This is a genomic window from Novosphingopyxis iocasae, from assembly GCF_014334095.1.
In the GTDB taxonomy this organism is placed as follows: domain Bacteria; phylum Pseudomonadota; class Alphaproteobacteria; order Sphingomonadales; family Sphingomonadaceae; genus Novosphingopyxis; species Novosphingopyxis iocasae.
In genome coordinates this window covers 2,462,093-2,479,291 of the sequence record NZ_CP060495.1, presented here as the reverse complement: position 1 = coordinate 2,479,291, position 17,199 = coordinate 2,462,093, and the positions used below count along the sequence as shown (strand labels likewise).

Annotated in this window: 14 protein-coding genes and 1 pseudogene; 6 read left to right on the top strand and 9 right to left on the bottom strand. The window is 65.6% G+C overall.

Translation table 11 applies throughout. The annotated features are described in order from the left end of the window. The first annotated feature begins 11 nt into the window (after window positions 1-11). The 3 genes and pseudogenes from bchI to bchO all read left to right on the top strand — a co-directional run. A complete protein-coding gene (gene bchI / locus H7X45_RS11875) occupies window positions 12-1,025 on the top strand; it encodes a magnesium chelatase ATPase subunit I (RefSeq protein ID WP_187335065.1) in 1,014 nt (337 codons plus the stop codon). Continuing rightward, the gene (locus H7X45_RS11870) at window positions 1,022-2,644 is read left to right on the top strand and encodes a VWA domain-containing protein (protein WP_187335064.1); all 1,623 of its coding nucleotides are present in this window, start codon (window positions 1,022-1,024) and stop codon (window positions 2,642-2,644) included. The genes bchI and H7X45_RS11870 overlap by 4 nt, the downstream gene beginning before the upstream one ends. Continuing rightward, window positions 2,641-3,195 (top strand): annotated as a pseudogene (gene bchO / locus H7X45_RS11865) (alpha/beta fold hydrolase BchO); the annotation flags it as partial. The gene H7X45_RS11870 and the pseudogene bchO, both read left to right, overlap by 4 nt. A gap of 29 nt (window positions 3,196-3,224) precedes the next feature. Here bchO and H7X45_RS11860 read toward each other — a convergent pair. The 7 genes from H7X45_RS11860 to gluQRS form a co-directional block, all read right to left on the bottom strand. Then, window positions 3,225-3,965, bottom strand: a complete 741-nt coding sequence (locus tag H7X45_RS11860; RefSeq protein ID WP_246449453.1) for a glutaredoxin — start codon at window positions 3,963-3,965, stop codon at window positions 3,225-3,227. Beyond that, on the bottom strand, window positions 3,962-4,234 hold the full coding sequence (locus H7X45_RS11855; protein WP_187335062.1) for a metal-sensitive transcriptional regulator: 273 nt from the start codon (window positions 4,232-4,234) through the stop codon (window positions 3,962-3,964). Before H7X45_RS11855 ends, H7X45_RS11860 begins: the two co-directional genes overlap by 4 nt. Window positions 4,235-4,318: 84 nt before the next feature. Further along, on the bottom strand, window positions 4,319-5,290 hold the full coding sequence (egtD, locus tag H7X45_RS11850; protein WP_187335061.1) for an L-histidine N(alpha)-methyltransferase: 972 nt from the start codon (window positions 5,288-5,290) through the stop codon (window positions 4,319-4,321). A 36-nt stretch (window positions 5,291-5,326) separates the two neighbouring features. Further along, window positions 5,327-6,598 (bottom strand): ergothioneine biosynthesis protein EgtB, encoded by a 1,272-nt coding sequence (gene egtB / locus H7X45_RS11845; protein WP_187335060.1) that lies wholly within the window; start codon window positions 6,596-6,598, stop codon window positions 5,327-5,329. 68 nt (window positions 6,599-6,666) lie between these two features. Then, window positions 6,667-7,260, bottom strand: a complete 594-nt coding sequence (locus tag H7X45_RS11840) for a cob(I)yrinic acid a,c-diamide adenosyltransferase (RefSeq protein ID WP_187335059.1) — start codon at window positions 7,258-7,260, stop codon at window positions 6,667-6,669. A gap of 6 nt (window positions 7,261-7,266) precedes the next feature. Next, window positions 7,267-7,494, bottom strand: coding sequence for an HIG1 domain-containing protein (locus tag H7X45_RS11835; RefSeq protein ID WP_187335058.1), 228 nt, complete (start codon window positions 7,492-7,494; stop codon window positions 7,267-7,269). Window positions 7,495-7,503: 9 nt separating this feature from the next. Further along, the gene (gene gluQRS, locus H7X45_RS11830; protein WP_187335057.1) at window positions 7,504-8,421 is read right to left on the bottom strand and encodes a tRNA glutamyl-Q(34) synthetase GluQRS; all 918 of its coding nucleotides are present in this window, start codon (window positions 8,419-8,421) and stop codon (window positions 7,504-7,506) included. 62 nt (window positions 8,422-8,483) lie between these two features. Between gluQRS and H7X45_RS11825 the strand changes: the two genes are divergently transcribed. The 3 genes from H7X45_RS11825 to H7X45_RS11815 all read left to right on the top strand — a co-directional run bounded on the left by H7X45_RS11825 (window position 8,484) and on the right by H7X45_RS11815 (window position 12,754). Beyond that, window positions 8,484-9,068: an HNH endonuclease gene (locus H7X45_RS11825; RefSeq protein ID WP_187335056.1), complete on the top strand. Its 585-nt coding sequence runs from the start codon at window positions 8,484-8,486 to the stop codon at window positions 9,066-9,068. Between the two features lie 47 nt (window positions 9,069-9,115). Beyond that, complete coding sequence (ppc, locus tag H7X45_RS11820; RefSeq protein ID WP_187335055.1) at window positions 9,116-11,797, top strand: phosphoenolpyruvate carboxylase; 2,682 nt, start codon at window positions 9,116-9,118, stop codon at window positions 11,795-11,797. 186 nt (window positions 11,798-11,983) lie between these two features. Beyond that, on the top strand, window positions 11,984-12,754 hold the full coding sequence (locus tag H7X45_RS11815; RefSeq protein ID WP_187335054.1) for an SDR family NAD(P)-dependent oxidoreductase: 771 nt from the start codon (window positions 11,984-11,986) through the stop codon (window positions 12,752-12,754). 165 nt (window positions 12,755-12,919) lie between these two features. Here the strand turns inward: H7X45_RS11815 and H7X45_RS11810 are convergent, their stop codons facing one another. Then, a complete protein-coding gene (locus H7X45_RS11810; RefSeq protein ID WP_187335053.1) occupies window positions 12,920-15,169 on the bottom strand; it encodes a M3 family metallopeptidase in 2,250 nt (749 codons plus the stop codon). A 146-nt stretch (window positions 15,170-15,315) separates the two neighbouring features. Further along, window positions 15,316-17,127 (bottom strand): ABCB family ABC transporter ATP-binding protein/permease, encoded by a 1,812-nt coding sequence (locus H7X45_RS11805; RefSeq protein WP_246449452.1) that lies wholly within the window; start codon window positions 17,125-17,127, stop codon window positions 15,316-15,318. Window positions 17,128-17,199: the final 72 nt, after the last annotated feature.

Here is a 17,199-nt window from a genome sequence, read left to right as displayed (position 1 = left end):
GCAGATGGGCGATGACCAGCCCTTATCCCTTTTCCGCCATCGTCGGACAGGAACCCTTGAAACGCGGCCTGCTGCTTCTCGCCATCGACGCGAGTATCGGCGGCCTTCTCATCCTCGGCGATCGCGGCACCGGCAAATCCACCGCGGTGCGCGCATTGGCCAAATTGCTTCCGGACATGAGCGTGATGAAAGGCTGCCGCTATGGTTGCGCGCCCGAGCCTGCCGCCGCGCGATGCGCCGAGTGCCGCGAAACGGATCGGAGTAAAACCGCCAAGGCGCCGGTGCCGATGGTCGATCTTCCGCTGGGTGTGAGCGAGGATCGCTTGGTCGGTGCGCTCGATCTCGAACGCGCGCTCGGCGAGGGTGTAAAGGCATTCGAACCTGGCCTGCTAGCCCGGGCCAATCGTGGCTTCCTTTATATCGACGAGGTCAATCTGCTCGAAGACCATCTCGTCGATCTGCTGCTCGACGTGGCCGCCAGCGGCGAGAATCTGGTCGAGCGCGACGGGCTTTCGGTGCGTCACCCTGCGCGCATTCGGCTTGTCGGCAGCGGCAATCCCGAAGAGGGCGAACTGCGTCCGCAATTTCTCGATCGCTTCGGCCTCGCCGTCTCGGTCACGACGCCAACGTCCATTGCCGAGCGCATCGAGATTGTGAAGCGGCGCGACGCCTATGAGCAGGATCCCGAAGGCTTCGTCGCCCAATGGAAGCGGCAGGACGGCAAGCTGCGCCGCGCCGTCGAACGCGCGCGCGAGGCGCTGCCCACCATCGAAACGCCCGACGCCGCGATCAAACAGGCCGCACGTATCTGCATGGCGCTGGGCACCGACGGCCTGCGCGGCGAACTGGTGACCATCCGTGCAGCGCGCGCGCTTGCAGCGCTGGAAGGCGAGACGGAGGTGACCGCGGAGCATGTCCGCACCATCGCGCCGATGGCGCTCGCCCATCGCCTGCGCCGCGATCCCCTCGACGGCGGCGACGGCGAAGCCCGCGTCGGACGGGCGCTGGAAGAGATCGCAGCGTGAGTGCGGCCGCGCGCCGGATGGAGGACGCGCGGGCGGCGATCGATCTGGTGAGCGACGCCGGACTGTCGCTGGTTCTGCGCGCCCGCGAAGGCCCAGTGCGCGCGCATCTTCTGGAGCGGTTGGCTCTCGGGGAGCGCAGTGTGCTGCGCATTACGGCCGAGGCCGATGTCGAAGCGCTGACGGGCGGCATCGACGTCATGGCGAGCGTTGCCGCCGGGCAGACCGTGCGCACCCGCTCGCTCGCCCAGAGACTGGAAGGCCGCATGCTGCTGGTGGCAGGCGCGGAGCGGATCGGCGAGCGGTTTGCCGCGCTGATTGCGCGCGGGCTCGACGAAGGGGCCTTTCCGGGCGGGGTGGTGCTGATCGACGAAAGCGAGCCGGATGATGCGATGGGCGCGATGCTCGCCGACCGCATGGCGATGTGGGTCGATTGCGACGGCCTGTCGCTGCGCGATCTCGAAGCCTTTCCGCCGATCGACGAGGATGGCGAACCAACCGGGGATCTGGTCGCGCCCTTCTGCGAACTGGCGGCCGTGCTCGGCATCGCATCATTGCGTGCGCCGAGCCATGCCATCGCCGTAGCGCGGGCGCTGGCCGCGCGCCGGGGAGCAGACGAAACGACACGCAGCGACGCGGAGGGGGCGGTGCGGCTCGCGCTCGGCCCGCGCGCGCGGCGGATGCCGGAAGAGCCTTCCGAACCGCCGCCGCCGGAACCGGACGAAACGCCCCCTTCCGACGAAACCGACACCCCCGAACAGAAGGAAGGCGACGATCTGGGGGAGCGGCTGGTGGATGCAGCGCAGGCCGCGCTTCCCGCCGGTTTGCTGGAAATCGGCGGCGGCGCCATGGCCGGCGCGGGTCTGCACGGCAGCGCGACAAGCCGCAGCGGCGGATCGCCGCGTGGGCGGCGGGGTCGGCTTCGCAAGGGCCTTCCCCAAGCTGGCGCCCGGCTCGATCTGGCCGCCACGCTGATCGCCGCCGCGCCGATGCAGCGGCTGCGCGGACGGGGGCCGGGAGACCGCCCTGCCATCCGCACCGACGATATTCGCGTGCGCCGCCCGGTGCCGCAACGCCGCCGCGCCACCATCTTCGCCGTCGATGCCTCCGGTTCCGCCGCGCTGGCGCGCCTTGCCGAGGTGAAGGGCGCGGTCGAACACTTGCTCGCCGAAAGCTATGTGCGGCGGGACGAAGTGGGGCTGATCGCCTTTCGCGGCTCGGCTGCCGAAACGCTGTTGCCGCCCACCCGCTCGCTCGCCCGCGCCAAGCGCGAGCTGCAGGCGCTGCCGGGCGGGGGCGGAACGCCGCTCGCCGCCGGGATCGCCGCGGGCCTCGAGCAGGCCGCGCGCAGCCGATCGGCGGGCCGCGCGCCGCTGCTGGTGGTGCTGACCGACGGCGGCGCCAATATCGCGCGCGACGGCACACCGGGCCGCGCCCAGGCGCAGCAGGATGCGGAAGCCATCGCCGCGCTCGTTGCCGCCGCCCGTATTCCGGCGATCCTGATCGACAGCTCCGCGCGCGGGGACCGCCGGGTGGAGGCCCTCGCCCGCTCCATGGCCGCGCGCTATGTTCGCCTGCCGCGCGTCGAGGACGGCGCGCTCGCCGCGATCGTGGCCTCATGAGCCGCCCGGATTGGGACCGCGACGGGGCCGATTGGCCGAACCGCGAGGCGAGTGCGTTCGTCACCGCCGCCGGCCACCGCTGGCATGTGCAGCGCGGCGGGAGCGGCCCCACGCTGCTGCTGCTGCACGGCACCGGCGCGGCAACGCATAGCTGGGGGCCGATCTGGCCGCTGCTGGCGCCACATTTCCGGCTGATCGCGCCGGACCTGCCCGGCCACGGCTTCACCTCCCCGCGCGCGAGCGGCATGCTTTCGCTGCCCTATGTCGCCCGTGCGGTGGGCGGACTGCTGGAGGCACTGGACGAGACCCCGGCCTATGTCACCGGGCACTCCGCCGGAGCAGCGGTGGCCCTGCGCATGGCACTCGACGGACGAATCGCGCCGCAGCGGATCGTCTCGCTGAACGGGGCGCTGCTGCCTTTCAAGGGCCCGGCGCATCGCCTGTTCCCGGCCATCGCCAAGATGCTGTTCCTCAACCCGCTGGTGCCCAGCTTCATGGCCTGGCGCGCGCAGGACGACGGCGCGGTGGACCGCGTTCTGGGCCAGACCGGTTCGACCATCGATGCGCGCCAGCGGGATTATTATGCGCGGCTGTACAGCATCCACAGCGCCATCGCCACCATCATCACATTTTCGGTGAGCGAGACGAAGCCCAGCGGCACGTTGGAGCCGCCGCCCACGCAGGCACATTTCAGCTCCCGCTTTTGCACATAGACCGCGTAGAACACCGAAACCGCTCCTACGCCGCCGATGAACAGTGCCACGGGGATCGAAACGATATCGAGAATACGGCCCGCCATCAGAATGCCCGCCAGTGCCTCGGCAAAGGGGTAAATCGTGGCATAAGGCACCCAGCGCTGCGCCAGCAGATCATAGCCCAGAAACATGGTGGCGAAGCTGCGCACGTCCTGCAGCTTCTGCACGGCAAGGAAGCACATCGAGATGGCGATGAACAGTTCGGCCGCGCGTACGGAAACGAACGCGCCGGTCAGCGCGTAACCGATCGACAGGGCCAGGAGCGCGGCCACCGAGAAAATCGCGATAACCGGCTTGTAGCTGGTGGCATCGGGATCGGCGACGGACTTGCCGAAAAAGCGCCGGAGATCGTCATTCCCGCCGATCCGCTTTCCATCGATAAAGGTCTGAGGCGTCGTCTTGACGTCATGCTTCGCCTTGAACGCGTCGGTTTCCTCACGCGTCGTCAGATGATGGTCTTCCACCGTATAGCCGTGGCTCTCCAACAGATGCTTAGATCGCAGACCATAGGGGCAGACATGCTTGTCCATCACCATGCGGTAGAGGGTGGCGGTCTTCGTGCTCATCGCTTCACCTTTTCGAACAGTTCGACCAGCTCGCCGAACTTCGCCTTCTGGTCTTCGGCATCGCCGGAACGGATGGCGTCGGCCACGCAATGCGCGGCGTGATTTTTTAGAACCTGGCTCTCCACCTTGGCGAGCGCGGATTTCACCGCCTGCAGCTGATGCAGGATGTCGATGCAATAGCGATCGTCCTCAATCATCTGCGCAAGACCGCGCACCTGCCCCTCGATCCGGCGCAGGCGGTTGATGCTGGACTGACGAAGATCGGCCATCACGGTTCCTGTTGATACCCTATGGGGGTATTATATCAGACAGGTAGAAGCCGCTTTCAAGGGGCGGGGGAGGTCAGGCCGGTGTCATGGCGCGAAGCGCTGCGGTGTCGCTTCGGCGAGGATTAGCGAGAACCAGCCCTTTTCGTCGGTCCATTCGCGGATCGGCTCCCACCCGGCGGCGCGCAGCAGAAGGCGCTGGTCGCGCGGTGCGAATTTGTGGCTGTTCTCGGTATGGATGGTTTCGCCCGCTTCCATATGAAAGCGCTCACCGCCGACGGTGAAGTCGACCGGCTCCAGCGCCTCGATATGCATTTCGATGCGCGAATGGCTGGCATTCCAGACAGCGCGGTGGCGGAATTTCTCGCGTGGTATATCGCCGCCGATTTCCCGGTTGATCCGATCGATCAAATTGAGGTTAAAATCCGCCGTTACCCCTGCGCTGTCGTCATAAGCGGGCACCAGGATTTCCTCATCCTTCACCCGGTCCATGCCGATCAACAGCAGCGCGCCTTCACCCAGATTTTCGCGCATCCGGCGTAGCAGATCCACGCCCGTTCGCGGCACCATATTGCCGATGGTGGAGCCGGGGAAAAAGCCGATGCGCGGCAGCTTCTGCGCTGCTTCCGGCATCTCCACTGGGTGCATGAAGTCCGCCTCTACCGGCGCGATGTCGAGATCGGGAAAGTCCTTGGCTAGCTCGGCGTTGCTTTCGCGCAGAAATTCGCCGCTGATGTCGATCGGCACATAGACCGCCGGTTTTACGGCGCGCAGCAGGATCGGCGTCTTGACCGAACTGCCCGATCCGAATTCGACCACCGCATGGCCGGTGCCCGCAATCTCGGCCACTTCGGGGCAATGCGCATCCAGCAGCCCGCGTTCGGTACGGGTGGGGTAATATTCCGGCAGGTCGGTGATATCTTCGAACAATCCGGAGCCGGCATGATCGTACAGCCAGCGCGCGGGGATGGCGCGCGGATGGGACTGGAGGCCGCGCAGAACGTCCGCGCGAAAGGCGCTGTCGAGGGCGCCGGTAGTGCCGGCGTCGAAATCGGTCATGAAGTGCCCCTCACTGAAAATCTTAGTCTGGAAATCTTAGAGATCTTTGGCCAGCCGCAGCCCGGTGAACTGCCAGCGCTGGTGCGGATAGAAGAAGTTGCGATAGCAGGCGCGCACATGGCCGCGCGGGCTGGCGCAGCTGCCGCCCTTCAGGACGAACTGCCCGCTCATGAACTTGCCGTTGTATTCGCCTACCGCGCCCTTGGCCGGTTTGAAGCCGGGATAGGGGCGAAAGGCGCTGCCCGTCCATTCCCAGACATCGCCAAACATCTGGGACGGCCCATCGCCGCCTTTGGCCGGGGCGGGGCGGATGCCGCCCGCCTCATCGAGCTGGTTGCCGCCGCTCGCATCGAGCTGCTGCGCGGCGCTTTCCCATTCCGCTTCGGTCGGCAAGCGCGCGCCTGCCCAGCTGGCATAGGCGTCCGCCTCATACAGGCTGATATGGCAGACCGGCGCGGCATCATCGACCGGCTGCAGCCCGTCGAGACCGAACTGGTGCCAGCGCTCCTCATCGTCCTGGCGCCAGTAAAGCGGCGCGGCAATGCCCTCCGCCTGCACCCAGGCCCAGCCGTCCGAAAGCCACAGCATCGGATCGGAATAGCCGCCGTCGGCGATGAACGCCTTCCACTCGCCATTGGTGACACAGCGGCTGGCGAGTGCATGGGGGGTGAGCAGCGCCTGATGGCGCGGCCCTTCGCAATCATAGCCAAAGCTCTCGCCGTCATGGCCCAGATCGACCACGCCGCTGCGCCCCTCGATCCAGCGCAGCTCGGGCGCCGGCGCTTCGTGCAGCCGCCGCGGCGCGGGCCAAAGCGCAGGCGCGGTGGGGTTGCGCGAAAACAGGTGCAGAATGTCCGTCTGGAACAGCTCCTGATGCTGCTGCTCATGATGGATACCAAGCTCCACCAAGGTCAGCGCATCGTCCGGCAACGCATCGAAATGCTCGCCGATTGCCGAGTCCACATGCGCGCGGTAATCGCGCACCTGATCCAGCGAAGGCCGCGTGATCATGCCGCGGTGGCAACGCTCATGCCGCTCCCCTTCGGCTTCATAATAGCTGTTGAAAAGGAACGCGAATTGCTCGTCGAACGGCTCATAGCCGTCCACGAAATCGCGCAGCACGAAGGTTTCGAAAAACCAGCTGGTGTGCGCCATGTGCCATTTAGAGGGTGAGGCGTCTTCCATCGACTGGACGGTAGCGTCGGCATCCGAAAGCGGCGCGGCCAACGCCAGCGTCAGCTCTCGCGTCGCGCGGAAATCGCGCAGCAAAGCATCGTCGTGCGGAACGGAGATCGGCTGGGTCGACATGGCTGGGCCTTTCTTCTGGCCGTGATCGGAAGAGACGTCCTCAACACAGATCAACCTTGCCGGGGTTTCTAGCGCGACGCTCCGGGTTTCCAAAGCACATCGCCCGCTCCGGTTCCGCCATCGCCCACCGCATTCGCGCGGCGCGCGGCGGTGAAGAGATAGTCCGACAGGCGGTTGATGTAGCGTAGCGCTTCCGGGTTGAGGCCGTGGATACGGTGCGCGCCGACCATCGCCCGTTCGGCGCGGCGGGTGATCGCGCGAGCCAGATGCAGCCCGGCGGCAAACGCGCTGCCGCCCGGCAGGATGAAGCTCGCCAACGGCTCGAGCGCTTCGTTCAGCCGGTCGATCTCATCTTCCAGCCAGGCGGTCTGCGACGCCACAACGCGCAGTTCCATCTCGGACGGCTCGAAATCCGTGCCCGGCGTCGCAATGTCGGCGCCCAAATCGAACAGATCGTTCTGGATGCGCGAAAGACCGGCCATAAGCCCCGCGGTGTCCGCACCATCGAAGGCGGCGATCGCTACGCCGATGGCGCTGTTCGCCTCATCGACATCGCCGATCGCCTCCATGCGCGGATCGCTTTTGGACAGACGCGAGCCATCGACAAGGCCGGTGCTGCCGTCATCGCCCGTGCGAGTGTAGATCTTGTTGAGCTTGACCAAGGGGGCTTATTTGGCCTGGCTGAAAATCAGCAGCAGCGCGACCAGCACGATCGCGATAGCCTGCCACTTCACGCGGGCGAACATCATCCTGTTCTGCATGTTCGCCGATTTGGGCGTGCCGTCCAGGTCGCGGTCTTCCGGCCGTACATTGGCAAACGCGCCGAGCCCGCGCACGAGCGCCGCCAAGACGAGGCAGGCGGCGATGATGATTCCGATGACGAGGATGGCACCCATGTACCCAACCTAGGAATTGCTGAGCGAAATGCCAGCGGGAAAGCAGCCGCGTCGCAATTCATCCGCCAATGCGCGCCCGTTCTCACCCGCCGCGCGCCGATCGGCCAGCGCCGGGGCGGCCTTCGATTTCGCCAGCTTCTCGCCGTCCGGCCCCAGCAGCAACTCGTGATGCCAGTAGAGCGGCTGCGGCAGGCCGAGCAGCGCCTGCAGCAGCACATGGATGTCCGTATAATCGAACAGGTCCATGCCGCGCACCACGGGCCCGATGCCTTGCGCGGCGTCGTCCACCGTCGCGGCGAGATGATAGCTCGCGGGCGCATCCTTGCGCCACAAGACGATATCACCGAAGCGCCCCGGATCCGCCGCCACCTCGCCGCGCATCAGATCGCGCCAGCCGAGCGGCCCTGCCGCTTCCACCGCCGCCGCCATGTCGAGCCGCCAGCTGTGCGGAATTTCGACGTCGTGCTCCCCGCGCGCGGCATGGCGGCAGGTGCCGGGATAAGCGGGACCGTCCGGGCCGTGCCGCACCGGGCTATGGCGCAGCGCCTCGGCAATTTCCTTTCGCGTGCACCAGCAGCGATAGGCGAGGCCCCGCTCGCGCAATTTCTCGAACGCCGCGCGGTAGGCCAGAATATGTGCCGACTGCCGCAGCGGCAGCTCGTCCGGCTCCAGCCCCAGCCAGGCCAGATCGGCCAGCGCGCCGTCGATATGTTCGGCGCGGCTGCGCGTGCCGTCGATATCTTCGATCCGCACCAGAAAGCGCCCGCCGCTCGCCCGCCCCAGATCGTGGCAGGCGAGCGCGGACCATGCATGGCCAAGGTGAAGCGGGCCGTTGGGGCTCGGCGCGAAGCGGGTTATCGCCGGACTGTCCACAGCTTTTTCCACGCGCGGGGGCACGATTATGCAGGAAGTTTCGCGCAAGGTCATTGGCCTGTCACTTTTTTGCGCTTATCACGGCTCTCAGGAAATGGAGGAGCGGGAGTTCGGGCATGTATCATCCCGACATTCTGGATAATCCGGCCAGTTTGCGCCACCCGGAAAGCTGTCCGGCGCTGATCCTCAACGCCGACTACACGCCGCTCAGCTATTATCCGCTCAGCCTCTGGCCGTGGCAGACCGCAATCAAGGCGGTGTTCCTCGACAAGGTGGACATCGTCGCCAGTTACGACCGGGCGGTGCACAGCCCCAGCTTCCAGATGCAGATCCCATCGGTGATCGCGCTGCGCCAATATGTGAAGCCCAGCGAATATCCGGCCTTCACCCGCTTCAACCTGTTCCTGCGCGACAAGTTCGCCTGCCAATATTGCGGCAGCGAGGACAATCTGACCTTCGATCATGTCGTGCCGCGCCGTCAGGGCGGCGGCACCAGCTGGGAAAATGTCACCACCGCCTGCCTGCCGTGCAACCTGAAGAAGGGCGGCCGCACCCCGCGCGAGGCGCATATGCAGCTGTTCATGAAGCCGCATAAGCCCACCAGCTGGCAGCTGCAGGAGCGCGGCCGCGGTTTCCCGCCCAATTATCTGCACGAAAGCTGGCACGACTGGCTGTATTGGGACATCGAGCTGGAGGATTAGTCCACTCCGCCTTGACGCCCCCGGTGCTGCAACGCACAACATACATCATGGCTGACCTACCCCCGATCTCGCAAAACCCCGACATCCGCTTCCTGGGCCGCATCCTCGGCGATGTGATCCGCAGCTATGGCGGGGAAGAACTGTACGCGAAGACCGAGGCGATCCGCCGCGCCAGTGTTGAGCGCCACCGGAGCGCCACGCCCGGTGCCGCAGCGGTGCCCGAACTGGATGCGCTCGATCTGGACGGCACGCTGGATTTCGTGCGCGGCTTCATGCTGTTCTCTCTGCTCGCCAACCTCGCCGAAGACCGGCAGGGCGTGGCGCGCGAGGAAGGCGCGAGCGTCGCCGAAGCGCTCGTCGCGCTGGAGGAACAGGGCGTCACCCGCGCCTCGGTCGCCGATATGCTGGAGGGCGCGGCGGTCGTCCCCGTGCTTACCGCCCACCCCACTGAGGTGCGCCGCAAGAGCGTGATCGACCACAAGACGCGCATCGCCACGCTGATGCGCCTGCGCGACAAGGGCAACGAGACGACGCCGGAGGGCGACAATGTCGAGGATGCGATCCGCCGCCAGGTCGCGCTGCTCTGGCAGACGCGCCCGCTTCGCGAACGCCGCCTGTTCGTCGCCGACGAGATCGACAATGCCCGCGCCTATATGCGCGACGTGTTCCTGCCGGCGCTGCCGCTGCTCTATGCGCGCTGGGACAAGGAGCTGGGCACGCGCCTGCCCGCATTCCTGAAGCTCGGAAGCTGGATCGGCGGGGACCGTGACGGCAACCCCTATGTCGATGCGGCGACCATGCGCTTGGCCTTCAAGGGCGCAGCGGAGGCCGCGCTCGGCCATTATCTGGAGATGGTGCACGCGCTGGGCGGAGAGCTTTCGCTCTCCAGCAAATATTCGGACGTGCCGCAGGCCGTGCTCGATCTGGCCGAAGCGAGCGGCGACGATGCGCCCAGCCGGGAGGACGAGCCCTATCGCCGCGTCATTTCCGGCATCTATGCGCGCCTCGCCGCCACCTATCGCAAGCTGATCGGAGAGGCGCCCGCGCGCCCTTCCCCGCTGCCCGGCGTTCCCTATGACGCGCCTGCCGACCTGCGCGCGGAACTCGCCGTTCTCGCTAATGCGCTGTCCACGGACGGCGACGGCGCGCTGGCGACGGGCGGCGCGCTCGGCCGGCTGATCCGCACGGTGGAGGTGTTCGGCTTCCACCTCGCCACGCTCGACATGCGCCAGGACAGCGGCGTGCACGAACGCGTGGTGGCCGAGCTTCTGAAGGCCGGCGGCGTGACCGACGATTATGCCGCGATGGACGAACAGGCGCGCATCGACCTGCTCGTGGCCGAACTGGCGCACAACCGCCCGCTCGCCTCCATCACCGCCGAGCATTCGGAGGAGACCGCGAAGGAACTCGCGATCCTGCACACTGCAGCGGACATGCTTGCCTCCTACGGCCCTGCGGCGATGGACAATTACGTCATCAGCCATGGCGAGACCGCTTCGGACATGCTCGAGGTCTATCTGCTCCTCAAGGAAGCCGGGCTCTACCGCGTGGATGAGGACGGCACCCCGCATTGTCCGCTGCGCGCCGTGCCGCTGTTCGAGACGGTCGCGGACCTTGAAAACGCACCGGATGTCATGCGCACCGCCTTCGCGCTGCCGCCGATCAAGAATCTGTTGGGCGCGGGCGGCGTGCAGGAAGTGATGATCGGCTATTCCGATTCTAACAAGGATGGCGGCTATCTGACCTCCACCTGGCAGCTCAACATGGCGAGCCGCGCGCTGGCCCCGGTGTTCGAGGAGGCAGGCTACGGCATGCGGCTGTTCCACGGCCGTGGCGGCGCGGTGGGCCGCGGCGGCGGCAGCGCCTTCCACGCGATCCGCGCGCAGCCGCGCGGCACTGTGCAGGGCCGCATCCGCATCACCGAACAGGGCGAGGTGATCGCCGCCAAATATGGCACGGTGGACAATGCCGCCGTCGCGCTGGAGGCGATGGTTTCCGCCACCATGCTGGCGACGATGGGCGATCGGCGCGTGAAGCTGGACGATCGCGCGCGCTATTCCGATGGGATGCAGGCGCTGTCGGACAGCGCCTTCGCCGCCTATCGCGATCTCGTCTACGGCACCGACAATTTCTCCGATTTCTTCTTTCAAGCAACGCCGATCACCGAAATCAGCGGCCTGAAGATCGGATCGCGCCCCGCCAGCCGCAAGAAAGGCCAGCGGATTCAGGATCTGCGCGCCATCCCCTGGGTGTTCAGCTGGGCGCAGGCGCGCATCATGCTGCCGGGCTGGTACGGCGTGGGCACCGCGCTCGAGGCGTTCGAGGACAAGGCGCTCCTGAAGGAAATGGCCGCCGAATGGCCGTTCTTCCGCGCCACGCTCGCCAATATGGAGCAGGTGCTGGCGAAATCCGACATGGCGCTGGCCCGCCGCTATGCCGATCTGGTGCCGGACAAGGATTTCGCCGACGCGATCTTTGCCCGCATCGAAAGCGAATGGCACCGCGCGCATGACGGCCTTCTGGAAGCCAAGGGCGAGAGCTATCTCTTGGAATCCAACCCCTCGCTGTTGGAATCCATCCGCCTGCGCCTGCCCTATATCGAGCCGCTCAACCAGCTTCAGATCGAACTCATGAAGCGCCACCGTGCGGGCGAGGACGATCCACGCATCAGCGAAGGCATCCAGCTAACGATCAACGCGATCGCGACGGCGCTGAGGAACAGCGGCTGACGGGGCGACCCAGCGCTCCGTCATTGCGAGGAGCCATCAGGCGACGCGGCAATCCAGGGCGAATATAGCGCTGCGAACGCCCTGGATTGGTTGACCTGCGGTCGCCTTCGGCCTCGGCCTGCGGCCTCGCAATCACGGTGAAACCGGCGCACTGAACCATCCTGCAAGGGGCGCGTTCACCGCCCTATGACCAAGATCGCCATCGTCACCGGGGGCGCGCAGGGTATCGGGCGCGCTATCGTTCACCATTTCCTTGAAAAGGGCTGGCGCGCCGTTGCGCTGGATAAGGACTCCGAAGCCGTCGAGGATTTGCGCGGCGCCTATCCGGGCAAACCGCTACTCGCGATCGCCTGCGATGTCGGCAAGGAAGATGCGGTGGGCCGCGCGTTCGAGGATATCGCCGAGTGGCAGGAGGGCGAGCCTGCGGGCATCGATCTGCTCGTCAACAATGCCGGGATCGCAACGCCCTATGCCGGGCCGATCGAGGAGCTATCCTTTGCCGATTGGCAGGCGTGGATCGATGCCAGCCTCACCAGCGCCTTTCTGTGCGCGCGCGCCTTCGTGCCGGGCCTGAAGCGCCGCAAGGGTGCGATCGTGAACATCGCCTCCACCCGCGCGGTGATGAGCGAACCGAACAGCGAGCCTTATGCCTCGGCCAAGGGCGGCCTTCTCGCGCTCACTCATGCGCTGGCGATCAGCCTGGGGCCGGACGTGCGCGTCAACGCCGTCCTGCCCGGCTGGATCGAGACCGGCCCATGGCAGAAAGCGAGCGAGCGGAACGAGAATCCCGAGCATCGCGATGTCGACCGGCAGCAGCATCCGGTGGGCCGCATCGGCAAACCGGAAGATATCGCCGCGGCGGTCGATTATCTGTCGGGCGAGCAATCCGGTTTCGTCACCGGACAGCATTTCGCGGTCGACGGCGGGATGACCGTGAAGATGATCTACGAACATTAGAAAACCCCCCGCTCCGAAGGAGCAGGGGGACCACGCGCCGATGCGCGCCGAAGCAAATCGTCATTGCGAGCCGCAGGCGAAGCAATCCAGAGCCGTTGCAGTGCTGCATCCGCTCTGGATTGCCGCGTCGCCTAGCGGCTTCTCGCAATGACGACGCGCCGCTCGTCAGCCCGCAGTATGCCCCGCGTCACTCGTCGGTGCCTGTGCCGGGCCGTCCGCGGTGGGCGGGGCGGTGCCGTCACCTATAGCGGCGGTGGTCAGACCGCGCGATTCCAGCATCGGGCCGATCTCCGGATCCTTGCCGTAGAAGGCGCGGAACATGGGGCCATAATCCATGGTGTGGCCCTTGGACAGGATCAGGTCGCGGAAGCGCTGGCCGTTTTCCGCCGTCAGCCCGCCATGGTCCATGAACCAGCTATAGGCGTCGTCGTCGAGCATCTCGGTCCAGAGATAGGCGTAATAGCCCGAGGCATAGCCGTTCGCCCAGATGTGGCGGAAATAGCTGGAGCGATAGCGCGGCGGCACGTCCGCCGTATCCAGTCCCATATCGGCCAGCGTCTTCGCCTCGAACGCGTCGACATTCTGCTTCGGCGCGCTGGCGGGAAGCGCATGCCATTTCAGATCGAGCTGCGCGGCGGCCAGCACCTCGCCCAGCGAATAACCCTGATTGAACGTCGCCGCTTTCTTGATCTTGGCGACCAGTTCGGGCGGCATCGCCTCACCCGTTTTGTAGTTCACCGCATAATGCGAGAGCACTTTCGGATCGAGCGCCCAATGCTCGTTGAACTGCGACGGGAATTCCACGAAATCGCGCGCCACATTGGTGCCCGACAGCGTGGGATAGGTCTGATCCGCGAACAGGCCGTGCAGCGCGTGGCCGAATTCGTGGAACATGGTGGTGACGTCGTCGAAGCTGATCAGCGCAGGCTCGTCCGGCGCGGGCTTCTGGAAATTGGCGACATTGTAGATCACCGGCTTCGTGCCAAGCAGCTTGGACTGGCCGACGAAGTTCGACATCCAGGCGCCGCCCGCCTTGTTGTCGCGCTTCCAGTAATCGAAATACATGAGGCCGAGTTCGGAGCCGTCCTTGTCGTAGACGGTGTAGACCTTCACGTCCGGCTGATAGACCGGCAGATCGGTACGCTCCTTGAAGGTCAGGCCGTAAAGCTGGTTCGCGGCGTAGAACACGCCGTCTTCCAGCACCTTGTTGATCTCGAAATAGGGCTTCACCTGCGCCTCATCGAGATCATATTTGGCCTTGCGCACTTCCTCGGAATATTTGTCCCAATCCCAGGGCTTCAGCTGAAAATCGGCGCCGTCGGCCTGGATCTGCTGCTGCAGCACCGCAGCCTCGCGCCGTTCCTGCGCGGCGGTGGCGGGGACCAGCTTGGCCATGAAATCGGCGACCGCCTCGGGCGTTTCGGCCATCTGGTCGCTCAGCACATAGGCCGAATAGCTATCATAACCGAGCAGCTTGGCCTTGTCCGCGCGCAGCTTGGCGATGGTGGCGATGCTGGCGCGCGTGTCGTTCTTTCCGCCCTTTTCGGCGCGGGTCCAGCTGGCATTGAACAACGCCTCGCGCGTGGCGCGGTCGTTGAGGTCCTGCAGCAGCGGTTGCTGCGTCGTGTTCTGCAGGCCCAGCAGATATTTGCCCTGCATTCCGCGCTCCGCCGCGGCATCTGCGGCGTTCTGGATCTCCGCATCGCTAAGCCCCGCCAGCTTCGCCTTGTCATCGACCACCAGCGCGCCGTCCGCGGTGGCTGCGAGCAGATCCTGCGAAAACTGGGTGGAAAGCGTGGAGAGCTCCTTGTTGATCTCCTTCAGCTTGGCCTGATCCGCGGGGTTTAGCTGCGCACCGGCTTGGATGAAGTTCTGATGATAGACTTTCAGGAGCTGCGCCTGCTCGGGATCGAGGCCCAGCGTATCGCGCGCGTTCCACAGCGTCTCGACCCGGTCGAACAGCTTCTTGTTCAAATAGATCGCATCGCTATGCGCGGCGAGCTTCGGCGCGATCTCGGTCTCTACCGCCTGCAGCGCCGGATTGCTGTTCGCCTGACTGACCGCGAAGAACACCTGGCTCACGCGGTCCAGCAGGCGGCCGGACTTTTCCATAGCGACGATGGTGTTGTCGAAAGTCGGCGCGGATTTGCTGTTTGCGATCCGGTTCACTTCGGCCAGATGCTGCGCCATGCCCATTTGGAAGGCGGGCGCATAGTCGCTGTCTTTGATCGCGCTGAAATCGGGCGCCTGGAAGGGCAGCGGGCTGGGCTTGGCAAAGGGGTTCGCCGCCGCTGCAGGCGCGGATTTGGCAGGCTTGGCCGGCGGCGCATCTGCCATAGCCGGCATGGCAATGCCCGCGAGCGCGAGGCCCGAGCTGGCAAGGAGGGTTTTGAAGAGAAATTTGCGGGAAAGCATGGGTGGCCTTTCTGTCTTGGGCGGATCACGGAAGAGCCGAGAACCGGCCGCGCAGACCGCCTGATAGCTATATGGGTAGCACCGCGCGGCTGACTACAGGCTGAAGGCGCCGGACGCGGGAAAAACCTAAGGGGCGCGCCGCAGATTTACTCCGCCGCCTGCTGCGTCTCGCGCTCCTCGGCCTGACGCCGCCACATTTCGGCATAGAGCCCGTCCTGCGCCAACAGCGCGGCATGGTTGCCCCGTTCCGCGATGCGGCCGTGATCGAGCACGATGATCTCATCTGCATGCGTCACGGTCGACAGGCGATGCGCCACGATCAGCGTGGTGCGGCGCCGCGCGATCCGGTCCAGCGTCTCCTGGATCGCATCCTCTGTCCGGCTATCGAGCGCGCTGGTCGCTTCGTCCAGGATCAGGATCGGCGGGTTTTTGAGGAGCGTTCGCGCAATTGCCACGCGCTGCTTCTCCCCGCCCGAAAGCTTCAGGCCCCGCTCGCCGACCTGCGTATCGTAACCCTGCGGCAGCTGCGCGATGAAGCCGTCGATGGCGGCGCCGCGCGCGGCCTCTTCCACCTCGTCCCCGGTCGCGCCATGTTTGCCATAGGCGATGTTGTAGCCGATCGTATCGTTGAACAGCACGGTGTCCTGCGGCACGATGCCGATCTGATCGCGCAAGCTCGCCTGCTGCACCTGCGCGATGTCCTGCCCGTCGATCAGGATGCGCCCGCTTTGCGGATCGTAAAAGCGGAACAATAGCCGCCCGATGGTGGACTTGCCCGCGCCCGACGGCCCCACCAGCGCCAACGTGTGGCCCGCGGGCACGGCGAAGCTGATGCCGTGCAGGATCGTGCGATCCTCATGATAGGCAAAGCGCACGTCCTGAAATTCGACGCGGCCATGCTCCACCGCCAGCGGCAGCGCACCCGGCGCATCGACGATCTCCGGCTCGGTATCCATCAAATCGAACATCGCGGCCATATCGATCAACCCCTGCCGGATCATGCGATAGACCATGCCGAGCAGATCGAGCGGACGGAAAAGCTGCATCAGCAGGCCGTTCACCAGCACAAGGTCGCCCACCGTCAGATCGCCGCTGTCCCAAAGCCACACCGTGTAGAGCATGGCGCCAAGCATCATCGCATTGGTGATGAAGGCCTGGCCGATATTGAGGAAGCCGAGCGAATTTTCCGATTTTTCGGCCGCGCGCGCATAGGTCTGCACCGCATGGCTGTACCGCGCGGTCTCACGGTCCTCGGCGCCGAAATATTTTACCGTCTCGTAATTCAAGAGCGAATCCACGCTGCGCCCGATCGCGCGGGTATCGAGGTCGTTCATCTCCTGCCGCAGATGGTTGCGCCAGTCCGTCACCTTGCGGGTGAAGAAGATGTAGAGCCACACCATGAAGACGGTGGCGAGGACCGAGCCGATCCCCAGCTTCATGTAGAACACCACCAGCACCACCACGAGCTCGACCACCGTGGGCGCGATGTTGAAGAGCAGGAAATAGATCATCGTGTCGATGGTCTTGGTGCCGCGCTCCACCACCTTGGTCACCTCGCCCGTGCGGCGGGAGAGATGATAGCGCAGCGAGAGCTTGTGGAGATGTTCGAAGGTGCGGCTGGCAAGGCGATGCGTGGCCGTTTGCCCCACCCGCTCGAACGCCACGCGCCGCAGCGAATCGAACGCCACGCCGGCAAAGCGCGCTAGGATATAGGCGCCCACCAGAAGGAGGATGATTGCCAGCGCGCCCGGCGTATCGCCCGACATCCGGTCCACCACCGCCTTATAAGCGAAGGGGACGAGCAGCGCCCCGCCCTTGGCAAGCAGCACGAGCAGGCCGGACAGCGTCAGCCGCCCGCGAAGGCCCGGCGAATCCTTCGGCCAGAGATAAGGCAGGAAGCGCTTCAGCGTGGGGAGGATGGCCGGCTCCGCGCCGGAATGATGAACCTCGGGTGGCACGCGGGCCGATATAGGGGCCCGGGGCGCCGGGGGAAAGGATGGGCGCTTGGGCGCCCGTTCACATCCCTGCGT